Origin of the sequence: Prosthecobacter sp. (assembly GCF_044226605.1) — a bacterium.
In the GTDB taxonomy this organism is placed as follows: domain Bacteria; phylum Verrucomicrobiota; class Verrucomicrobiia; order Verrucomicrobiales; family Verrucomicrobiaceae; genus Prosthecobacter.
The window spans coordinates 235,813-247,986 of the sequence record NZ_JBGAGS010000008.1 but is presented as its reverse complement, the minus strand read 5'-3'; the positions used below and the strand labels follow the sequence as shown (position 1 = coordinate 247,986).

At 63.2% G+C, this 12,174-nt stretch carries 1 protein-coding gene; it reads left to right on the top strand.

The window, feature by feature from the left end; translation table 11 throughout:
* Window positions 1-122: 122 nt before the first annotated feature.
* Entirely contained in the window at window positions 123-11,945 is an 11,823-nt protein-coding gene (locus tag ACILSO_RS13020; RefSeq protein WP_395737850.1) for a sulfatase-like hydrolase/transferase, read from the top strand.
* Window positions 11,946-12,174: the final 229 nt, after the last annotated feature.

The following is a 12,174-nucleotide window of genomic DNA, read 5'->3' as shown; positions in this document are numbered from 1 at the left end:
GGGCAGGGTGGGGGGGGACGGACCATTCCAGCGGTGCTGCCCTGACTCCTTTACCGTTTGCTGACAATTCAGCGCCTGAGCGCTCATGCAGTGCTGACATGCCACATTCAGCATGCAGGCGTATGAAATTGCCTGTCTCCCAGCTTCTACCGATTGTTCTAGCGCTGCCACTCAGCGGTCTGGCCCATACCCCGGGTACAGCACCAGGGCAGCAGGGGAAAACGATCTACACAGAAGAACTGCGCCAGCATATCTTGGACGATTATCTGCAGTCCGCGGCAAATCTGAAGCCACAGGCCAGCGCATCTGCCCCGTTGCCGGACAGGCTACGCCGTCCAGTCTCGGTAGCTTCCACGGCGGCTCCTTCTTCGTTTTATACGATGCTGATGGCCTCCATCGCGCCGCTGGCCGCGGCACCTGCGGGCAATGGCGCGCTGATGGCGGCATCGTTCGCACCTTTCAAACCCAAGGTGCGCTTCTATTGGGATGGCACCACCTTTTACGAAGAGTCTGACAACATGCCGGACAGCATGCCCAACCGCATGGTGGGCATCAGCTCCTGGCAGCAGCAGATCCCGCTGCCGGTGGCCTACTTTGCCGGTGTGACCAACCCTGAGGGCACCGCAGGCTCTCTCGGCTATGGCCAGCCCAACTACTGGCGCCTGCCGCTGGTGCCCACAGCGGCGGCCTCTCCCACGCTGATTTTCACACCCGGCTCCACCAACAACAACTTCCAGCGTGGCGCGGTGGCGCTGGCCTCCAATGGTATCGCGATCTTCAATCCTGCCAACAACACCGGCCGCGTGTCTTATGAGATCGGAGAGCTGGACTACTACGGCGGCCACTGCGGCATGGCGGACGACTACCACTACCACATCGTGCCCATGCACCTCTCGGCGCGCTTCGGCGGTCCGCTCAGCGATGACAAGCCCATCGCCTGGGCGCTGGATGGCTACCCCATCTATGGCTACGTGGAGCCCGATGGCAGCACACGCCAGACGCTGGACTCCCTGGGCGGCCACGACCACGGCAGCGGCTGGGGCTACCATTACCATGCCGTGGGCACCAACACCGTGGACTCCACCCACCCCTACGGCACGCCGCAGTCGCCTTACATGATGACTTCCTTCCGTGGCACGGTGGTCAACTTCGGCGGCCAGGTAGACGGCCAGCCCGAGATCTCCGCCATCCGTCAGTCGGGCACCGGCGGCTACACCGCGCAGCCGGTCAGTGGCGCGGGATTCAATGCCAACGCCTATAAAAACCCGGTGGCTCTGACCACCGACGGCTCTGGCAATCTCATCGAGGACACCTCCCCAGGTGCGGTGGCTTCTGCGGACAACTACCGCCTGCGTGTGACTATCAACGGCACCGACTACGACGAGTGCTGGAAGATCAACCGCAACGCCAATCCCAAGACGCTCACCATCACCTGGCGGCTGCCCGGCGCGACGACCACGACCGTCTATACCCCGAGTGCGACGAGCAATGGCGGCGCACGCCTCACCACCTACCCCATGTCCGGATGGAGCGAGATCAAGCTGCCCGACACCGGGCAGACGATCACGGTTTCCGGGGCTCCTTTCGGCGAAGATTCAGACTACACGATCAATCCGCCTGCTCTCACGGACGATGGAGACGGCACCATCACGGACAGCGTCACCGGCCTCATGTGGCAGAAGACCGATGCCGGAGAATCCACCTGGGCCAGCGCTGTGACGAATGCCTCCACACAGAGCACCGGCGGCTACACCGACTGGCGACTGCCCACGCCTGCGGAGCTCTTCAGCATTCTCAATCACAATAACAATCCCGCCTTTGACCAGACAAAATTCCCCAACACCAACAGCGCCGACTACTGGTGGACGAGCGACATCTACGGTACCGATGCCACTCACGTGTGGTGTACCAATGCCGGCGGCGGTCTGGGGCCGAAGCCGATCACGGAAACCATCAGCGCAGGGGGAAGCCTGCGCTACAACGCACGCTACGTGCGCGGCAGCAAGCCCGGCAACGGCCACAGCTACGTGAACAACAACGACGGCACCATCACCGACACGGACACCAGCCTGATGTGGACGCAGCTGCCAGCCGCAGGGATGAACTGGCAGTCTGCCATCAGCTATGCAGAGAACCTCTCTCTCGGCGGCTACGGCGACTGGCGCCTGCCTACGGTGAAAGAGCTGCAGACGCTCACGGATTACACGCTGGCCACGGCCTCCAGCGCCACGGGCATCAAGCCCGCGATGAACCGTACGCTGTTTTCCAAAACATTGACCGGCTGCATCACCACCGCAGGTGGCACCACCATCACCTGCGCAGACACCACAGGCATGATTCCCGGCATGGTGCTGGTGGATCCCTACAATCCCGGCGGCACCTACCTGCCGACCAACACGCCTCCCGTGGTGGCCAGCGTCACGAGCGCCACCACCTTCACCGTCACCAGCGGCACGGGCATCCTTGCCAGCACCGGTCAGACCTTCCGGGCGCTGGTGCCGCCCACAGCCTACTGGACCTCCAGCGCAGTGAAGGCGGGCGCAGTCACGCAGGCATGGCTGGTGGAGATGGGCATCAACAACTCAGTGCCCGCGCAGAGCGGTCCCACACGCGGAGCACAGGGCATCATCAGCTACGAGGTGTTTGCCTCCACATATCCGGTCTTTGCGGTGCGCACCACCAGCGTCACCACGCAAATCTCCGTGGCCCAGGGCTCCAGCACGCTCACAGATGGCGTGAGCAGCGTGGGCTTCAGCGGCCTGGGCACCAAGACCTTCACCATCACCAACAACGGCACCACCTCGCTGACGCTGAACGGCGTCACGATCGATGGTGTAAATGCCTCCAACTTCTTCCTTGTCGGTGCGCCGGCCAATCCCACCACGCTGGCCGCCGGAGGCAGCACCACCTTCGGCGTCATGTTTAGCAATGCCAGCCCCGGCGTCTCCTATGCGGCAGCTTTGCACATCGCCTGCAGCGACACCGCCGTGGGCTCGTCGTTTGATGCCACGCTGACAGGCTCCGTGCCTGTGATCGGCACACCTGCCACCAATCCCACCAGCGTGGAGAGCACGGATACTCCGTATGTGACCACTCAGATCTCGCCACCCTCCGGCACCACCATCTCCCAGGTGCAGCTTTCGTACAGCCAGGGCGCGCTGACCTCCAGCCAGGTCTTCAGCGAAACGATGACGCCGGTGTTGTATCCCCAGCCCTGGCAGGGCAATGGCGCGCTGAATCCCTGGACCACGGCTTCGGGCGGCAGCGGGCAGATCAGTCAAAACGGCAGCGGCAGCAATCACAGCACACCGCTTAGCCTCACCGCCTGCACCACCACCAGCGGCAGCACCACCGTCACCTGTGCCAGCACCGCAGGCCTGTGGCCGGGCATGCTCGTGGCTGGCACCAACATCCCCACCGGCACCACGGTCAGCAGCGTGACCAATTCAACAACACTGGTGCTCAGCACCAGCGCCACGGGCAGCGGCAGTGCGCTCACTCTTTACGCCGCAGGCATCACGCTCACCGGTTGCTCCCTCACCAGCGGCAGCACCACCGTCACCTGCCCCAGTACGACAGGCCTGGTGGGTGCCACGACGGTGAGTCTGACAAGCGGAGCCACCACCAGCGGCAGCGCCACCGTCACCTGCGCCAGCACCACCGGCCTGCAGGTGGGCATGACGCTGAGCGGCACAGGCATTCCAGCCAACACCATCGTCAAATCGGTGACCAACAGCACGCAGCTCGTCATGGGCTCCAACGCCACAGCCACGAACACCGGTCTGGCCATCACAGCCACGCTCTCCGGCATGCCGATCACAGGCCCTGGCATCCCGAATAACACCACCATCTCCGCCGTAAACAGCGCCACGCAGTTCACCCTCAGCGGCAATGCTGCTGCCACCAATGCCAGCGCCACGCTCACCTCCGCTGGAACCGGCCTGCAGTTTACCCGAGGCAGCGCGCTCTACACGGACAACAACGTCACCATCACCAATGCCATTCCGGCATCGGGCCTCTCCGGCACACTGCAGTTTTATGTGCAGACGCAGAACATGGTCGCGGGCAATGGCTGGACCATGCAGCTCTCTCCCGATGGCGGCACCACCTGGAACACACGCCTGAGCGAATCCTACGCCGCCAATACGGTAAATCTCAGCGGGTGCAGCCTCACCAGCGGCAGCACCACCATCACCTGCGCCAGCACCTCCGGTCTGACCGCAGGCATGAGCGTGGGCAGCCCCAGCCTCGTGCTCACAGGCTGCTCCACCAGCACGGGAAGCGCCACCGTCACCTGCGCCAGCACCACGGGGCTTACCGCAGGCATGGTGGTGGTGGGCGCGGGCGTGCCCAACAACGCCACCGTCAGCTCCATTACCGATACGACCCATTTTGTCCTCAGCGTGAATGCCACGGCCAACGGCTCCGCGCAGACCTTCAATGCCATCTCAGGTGTCATGCTCACCAGCGTGGCCACCACCAGCGGCAGCACCACTGTCACCTGCGCCAGCACCAGCAGCCTCGTCGTGGGCATGTCTCTGACCGGTGCCAACAGCATTCCGGCCAATGCGTATGTGAGCTCCATCACCAACAGCACCACCTTTGTGCTCAGCACTGCGGCCACCTCCACAGCCACGGGGCAGGGCTTGGTGGCCACGTATCTTGCCGCGGGTGCCACAGTCTCCTCGGTAACCGATGCCACGCACTTTGTGGTCAACACCGCCCCGGCGCTCACCCTTTCCTCCATCGCACTGGCAGGCACCACGCTGAATCACGGCTACCAGTCCTACAGCTACACGCTGCAGCAGAGCGAGCTGGTGAACACCCTTAAGATGCGCTTCCAGTACAGCGGCTACAATCCGCCTACTCCCACCCGGTCTCCGGTCTTCAATGTGGATGACATCACCATCTCCACGGTGCCTGGAGTCACGCTCACGATGTTTGATGATGGCGCGCATGGAGACGGCACGGCGGGAGATGGCGTGTATGGCGTGCAGCTTCCCGCCTTTGCCTCCGGCACACAGATCAGCTACTCCATCCAGGCCAGGGACAGCACCGGCACCACCACCACGCTCGCCAATGCAGGCAGCTACACCATCACCCTGCCGCTGGCCATCACCACCGCACCTGCGCTGCCGAATGCGCTCACCAGCGCCGCCTACACGCAGACTCTGGCCGCCACCGGTGGCTCGGGCAGCGGCTACACCTGGAATGTGACCGGCGGCTCCCTGCCACCCGGTGTCACGCTGGGCACCAATGGCACCTTCAGCGGCACGCCCACGACGGCAGGCGCCTATGCCTTTAGCGTTACCGTGACCGACAGCGCGGCGCACACCGCCTCGCAGCTCTTCACCGTCAGCAGCAGCACGCCGCCCAACGTCCTCATTATCGTAACCGATGACCAGGGCTGGGGAGACATCGGCTACCACACCTATGCAGGCCGTGTGCATGTGGACACTCCGGCGATGGACAGCTTTGCCACCAAAGGCATCCGGCTGGAGCGCTTTTACCCCACCGCCGTCTGCAGCGTCACGCGCTCCACCTTGCTCACCGGACGCTCCGCCATCCGTACCGGCGTGAACAACTCGCGCGGTCTGGATCTCAGCGAGCACATCATGCCCCAGACCTTTGCCGCCTCCGGCTATCAGACCTTCATGGCCGGCAAGTGGCACTGCGGCGGCGCGGACAAAAACATCGCCTACACCACGGTGAATGGCCAGAACACACTCATCATCCAAGAAGGCATCGCCTACGCTCCCACCAACCGAGGCTGGGGCCTGCACTACGGCTCTTATTCCGGGGCCATCGACTGCCTGACCCACCGCTCGGCGGAAACGCTGATCGACAATGTCTATCAGCCCGACTGGTGGCTCAACAATGTGATCGTGGACGGTGCCAGCGAGCACACCGACTCCCAAGGCCACGGCGGCTACTCCGGCGATCTCCTGGCAGACAAGATCATCTCGCAGATCCAAAACCGCGACACCTCCAAGCCCTTCCTCGGCTACCTGGCATTCAACACCATCCATGGCCCTATCTCAGCCCCTGCGGAGGTCGTGGCCAAATATGCCTCACCCTCCGATCCCACGCACTACATCGCCGATATGCCTACGCGAACCCTCGCCGCCTCCGTGGACAACATGGACCGAAACATGGCGCGTGTGCTGGCCGCGCTCGACACTGCGGGCATCAGCAACAACACACTCGTCGTTTTCTTCAGTGACAACGGCGGCGAGAACGCCACCGGCGGCTCGGACCTCCCGCTGCGCGGTGCCAAGACGGATCCGTATGAAGGTGGCATCCGCACCCCTGCGGGCATTCGCTGGCCGGGCCAGCTCGCAGGCGGTCTCACGCTGACCAACTGCGTGACCACCAGCGGCACCACCGTTACCTGCGACAGCACCACCGGACTCTCCAGCGGCATGGCCCTGGCAGGCACCGGACTGGCCTATGGCACCACGGTAGCCTCTGTCACAGACGCCACCCACTTCGTACTGAGCGCAGCACCCGCCACGGCTAGCAGTCCCTCGTCCATCACCATCACCGCAGGCGTCATCAGCAACATGTACCTTTGGGTGGGCGACCTCTTCCCAACGCTCTGTGCTGCCACCGGAGTCACACCGAAGAACACCAAGCCCTTTGACGGCCTCAACATGTGGCCTGCTTTGAAGACCATCTCCGGCAGCACTCCAGATGGCACGCAGACACGCTTCCAGACCAATCCGGACGGATCCAAGAACACCACGACCACCAACATCTCGCCGCTTGTCACCGTGGCCAGCCCGAATGTCGGCTTCAACAATTTCACCGATCCCCTCAGCGGCCAGACCAAGACCTTCAAGCTCATCTACAGCGCCACCGGCGGCGGTCGCGGTGCCACCGCCACGGCCACCGTCTCCGGAGGAGTCATCACAAACTTCACGCTGAACAGCGGCGGCACCGGCTACACCAACACACCCACCGTCAGCTTCAGTGGCGGTGGTGGCACCGGAGCCACTGCCACGGCCACCGTGTCCCAGGGCGCAGTCACCGCCATCAATCTGACCAACGGCGGCAGCGGCTACACTTCGGCACCGAATGTCCTCTTCAGCGGTGCTTTGCTGCTGACCAACAGCACCACCACCGCAGGCTCCACAGCGGTCACATGCACCAGCACGGTGGGGCTTCAGGTCGGTGCCTCGATCTATGGCGTCGGCATCAAAGGCGGCGCCTCCGTGGCCTCCATCACCGATGCCACCCACTTTGTCATGAGCGATCCCCCCAACGTGGCCTACTCGGGCATCACGCTGAATGTGGGCTTCACCACCTACCAGCTCTTCAACATTCAGGACGACCCCTATGAAACGACCGACATCATGCTCGGTGCCAACGCCTCGTCCTATTCCGCGATTGTTGCCTCGCTGCAGTCCGCCATCAGCATCAATCCTGAAGTCTATACGCCTTACATCGGACCTGCGCTGATCACCAACACCGCAGCGCAGGGCAGCACCGTGCAGCTCTACGTGCCCTTCACCTCCTATGCCAAAAATGTGCCCACCGTGCAGTGGCGCAAAAATGGCGTGAATCTCAGCGATGGCGGACGCATCAGTGGCTCCACCACCTACACCACCGCAGTTGCTCCGGATGGCAAAGTGTACGTGTCAGGCTCCAGCTACGCCATGCTGACCATCACCGGCGTGACGACTGCTGACGCAGGCTCCTACGACGTGGTCATCAACAACGTGAACACCTACGTCACTCCGAATGCGACCAACACCGTCACCAGCCCGGCGGGCACTCTCACGGTCGTGGTGGGCAGTCCGGCGCTGAGCACCCTGCCTGCGTACAGCGCAGGCACCTCGCGGACGATCTCCTGGCCCGCCGTGACGAATGCCACCAGCTACACCGTGCAGGCGGCTACAGACGTGAACTTTGCCAGCATCGTCTCCTCACAAACCGTCAGCACCACCAGCGTGACCTTCAGCGGTCTGACCAGCGGCACCCAGTACTGGTACCGCGCCACCGCCACCGACGGCGTCACCACCTCCAGCTACAGCAGCACCGTGACCTCCACACAGGATGCGGTCGCTCCCGCCGTGGCCATCACCTCACCAGCAGACGGCTTCATCTCCAGCCAGACCACCCTCAGCGTGCAGGGCACGGCCTCAGACGCATTCTCCGGCATCGCCTCGGTCATTATCAATGGAGTCTCCGCCACCACCTCGGACAACTACGCGCACTGGACCGCTTCCGTGCCTCTGAGCGTGGGAGCAAACACCATCACCGCCACCGCCACGGACACCGCAGGAAACACGGCAGCCAGCTCCATCGCCGTCAGCCTGTCTCCCATAACGCCGGTCATCTCCGCCGTCTCCACCGCGCCCACATCTCCCACCTACATGGACAATGTTTACGTGGTCGCACGTGTGCAGGCCGGGCAGGCACCCGTGTCCAGCGTCAAGCTCTCCTACAACACCGCCACTCCCGTCAGCACCACCATCTGGCGCGAGGTCTTTGCCAATACCTCATCCAACAACTGGAACGGCACTGGCGCGATCAACTCATGGACCACTGTCGGCGCAGGCAATGTGCGACAGGCCGTGAATAATGCCAACCGCACCACGCCGCTCAGCATCACCGGCGTAGCCACCGCCAGCGGCAGCACCGCCGTCACCTGCGCCAGCACGGCGGGTCTGTGGCCGGGCATGCTCGTCACCGGCACCAACATTCCCGGCAGTACCAGCGGTGCCTCCACGGGAAACACCACCGTCGCCTCCGTCTCCAGCGCCACAGCCTTCACCCTCTCCCAGGCCGCATCAGGCACCGGCAGCGGGCTTACGCTCACAGCTGCGGGTGTTTTGCTGACCAATGCCACCACCACGAGCGGCAGCACCTCTGTCACGTGCGACAGCACCGCCGGCCTCATCAATGGCATGGGTGTCTCCGGCGCTGGAGTACCCAACAACGCCCCCGTTTCCTCCGTGACCAGCAGCACCACCTTCGTGCTGAGCATCGCAGCCACCGCCACCGGTAGCGCGCTCACCCTCACCGCCTCCGGTGCGGCTGCGGAATTCAATGGCGGCACCACCAGCCTCACAGGCTCGATGTTCACCACCACCAATAGCATCAATACCACCGGTACCGCAGGCTACGTGGAGTTTTACCTCCAGACGCTCAGCCTCGCCGGCCCCACCACCACGGTGAATGTCTCCGGCATCCTGACCTCCGGCAGCGCGGTGGTCACCGGCTCCACCACCGCCTCTCTCGGCGTGGGCATGCTCGTGCAGGGCACAGGCATTCCTGCGGGTGCGAGCATCATCAGCATCGACTCCGCCAGCCAGTTCACCATGAGCGCCGCCGCCACCAGCGCCGCCACCGTCAGCATCACGGCCACCAATAACAACCAATGGGCCTTCCAGGTCTCTTCCGATGGCGGCACCACTTGGAACACTCGCCTCAGTGAAGACTGGAACAGCAAGACGCTCGTTCTCACCAATGGGGTGACCAACTCCACCGGCAGCGTCAGCGGCAGCACCACCGTCACCTGTGCAAGCACCAGCGGCCTCGTGGCCGGGCGCGCGCTCTCCGGTCCTACTGTGTACGTCACCGGCAGCACCACCAGCGGCAGTGCGTTGGTTACCACCAGCTCCACCTCCACACTCTCAGTGGGCATGTTTGTCAGCGGTGCCAGCGGCATCACCAATGGCACGCGCATTCTCAGCATTGACTCAGGCACGCAGTTCACCATGAGCGCCAGCGCCACGGCCACCAGCGCCAGCAATGCCATCGCCGCCACCACCTTCGCGCCCAATACCACCGTCAGCTCCATCACCAGCAGCACCTCCTTCGTCATCAACAGCGCCGCGTATGTAAATACCAGCGCCAGTCCCATCAGCATCAGTGCCACCAGCCTCAATCACGGCTTTCAGCTCTACCATTACGACCTCGCTGGTGCAGAAATCGGCACGCAGACAAAGTTCCGCTGGCAGTTTGCCGGCTATGCACCCACCACCCCCACTGCAAAGCCGCGCGTGGACATTGATGACATCGTGGTCGCCACCACCGCGCCTCCGGCCAATGTGCTGCTCACCATGTACGACGACGGCCTGCATGCGGACGGCGCTGCCGGAGACGGAATCTACGGCGTGCAGATCCCGGTGCAAAACGGCGGAACCACGGTAAATTTCACCATCAGTGCCACAGACACCTCCAGCGGTGTCACCGTCGGCCCTGCGTCCGGTTCCTACACTTACACAGTCGCTTCATCGCTCACGGACGCCACGATCAAGGGCGCTGAATTCCTCGGCATGCCATCAGATACCAGCATGACGCTCAATATCGTCGGCACCACGGATCTCTACGCCTTTGTGGAATACGGCACCAGCCCAGGCAGCTACACGCAGGCCACCACGCCCGCGCTGTTCCAGGTGGACCCCGCGCACCCTGAATTTTACAACCCCGTGGAGATCACCCTCAGCGGCCTGCAGGCTGACACCGAGTACTACTACCGCTTCAGGTATCGCGGCACCGGAGCCAGCTTCTACAATGCGCGTGGCGAGCGCAGCTTCCACACCGCACGCGGTCGCGGCACCTCCTTCACCTTCACCCTCACGGCGGATCCGCATCTGGACGTGAACACAGACCTGAGCCTGCTCAACCGCGCCATGTCTAACATAGCCACCGACGCCCCCGACTTCCACATCGACCTCGGCGACATCTTCATGACCGACAAAATGGAGGAGCCTCTCGCCAACGGCATTCCCGCCGTCTGGGGCGGCGAACTCTCCACCGGCCAGCTCAATCAGTCCCTGCTCAACAACCGCGCCATCCTCCTCCGCAACCAGTTTGAGCTCGTCTGCCACAGCGTTCCGTTTTTCTTCACCCTCGGCAATCACGAGGCGGAGTATGGCTACCTTTTCAATTCCGCCCCCGACAAGCTCAACAACATTCCCGCGTGGGATCTGCTGGCGCGCAAAGCCTACTACCCCACCCCGGTGCCCAGCACCTTCTACACTGGCAATCCCACACCTCTGACCTACACCGGCGGCAGCCTCGGCCTGCTGGAGGACTACTACGCCTGGGAGTGGGGAGACGCGCTCTTCATCGTTCTCGATCCATTCTGGAATACCAACAGCAACCCCAACCAGGGGAACGACGCCTGGAACTGGACGCTCGGCCAGACGCAGTACAACTGGCTGCGCGACACGCTGAAAAACAGCAGCGCGCGCTACAAGTTTGTCTTCATGCACCACATCGTGGGCGGCTCCACCACGCTGGCCGATGGCGTCACGCCCAACGTGGCCGCACGCGGAGGCGTGGAGGTGGCGGGCTTCTATGAATGGGGCGGCCTCAATGCCGACGGCACCACCAATGGCTTTGCCACGCGACGCCCCGGCTGGGACATGCCCATTCACAATCTGCTCAAGCAAAACAAGGTCAGCGTCGTCTTCCACGGGCACGACCACCTCTACGGCTACCAGACGCTGGATGGCGTGGTCTATCTCGAATGCCCGCAGCCCGGCACCGCCAACTACACCTCCCTTGGCAGCGCCGGGGACGGCAAATACACCCAGGGCCTCAACAGCCTCCTGCTCACGGACTCAGGCCACATCCGCGTGCGCGTCACCCCTTCCCAGGTCGTGGCCGACTACGTGCGCGCCTACCGCCCGCAGGATGAAAACACCACGCGTCACAATCTGGATGTGAGCAACAGCTTCACCCTCCGCCCCACCGTTTTCCCTCCCATCGAGATGGTCGCGGCAGGGCAGGGGCAGGTCATCCTCCGCTGGAACGCCACACCCAACAAGCCCTGCCAGATTCAGTACAGCACAGATCTCATCACCTGGCAGAACATCACCTCGCCACTGACCTACACCAATACCTACACCAACGCCACCTACACAGACACTCTCCCAGCCCGCATCAATGGCCAGCGCGCCTTCTATCGCGTGAGCTTTACACCTTAGAACAGTTCTCGACACGATCGTCATTTTGATCCGCCGAGCGAAGCCGCCCCCGTGACAAGGCGGGAGCGCCGCCTGCTGTTTGAAGATAACAGGCAAGCGACCAACGCAGCCACTGGCACCGCTCGGTTGTCTTCCGCTGTCTTGGCAAGCCGGCCCGCATTCTGATCCTGGCGAAGGGGTGCCGAGTCTCGGCTAGGCCGCCTTGGTATCCATGTCTTGGACAGTCACC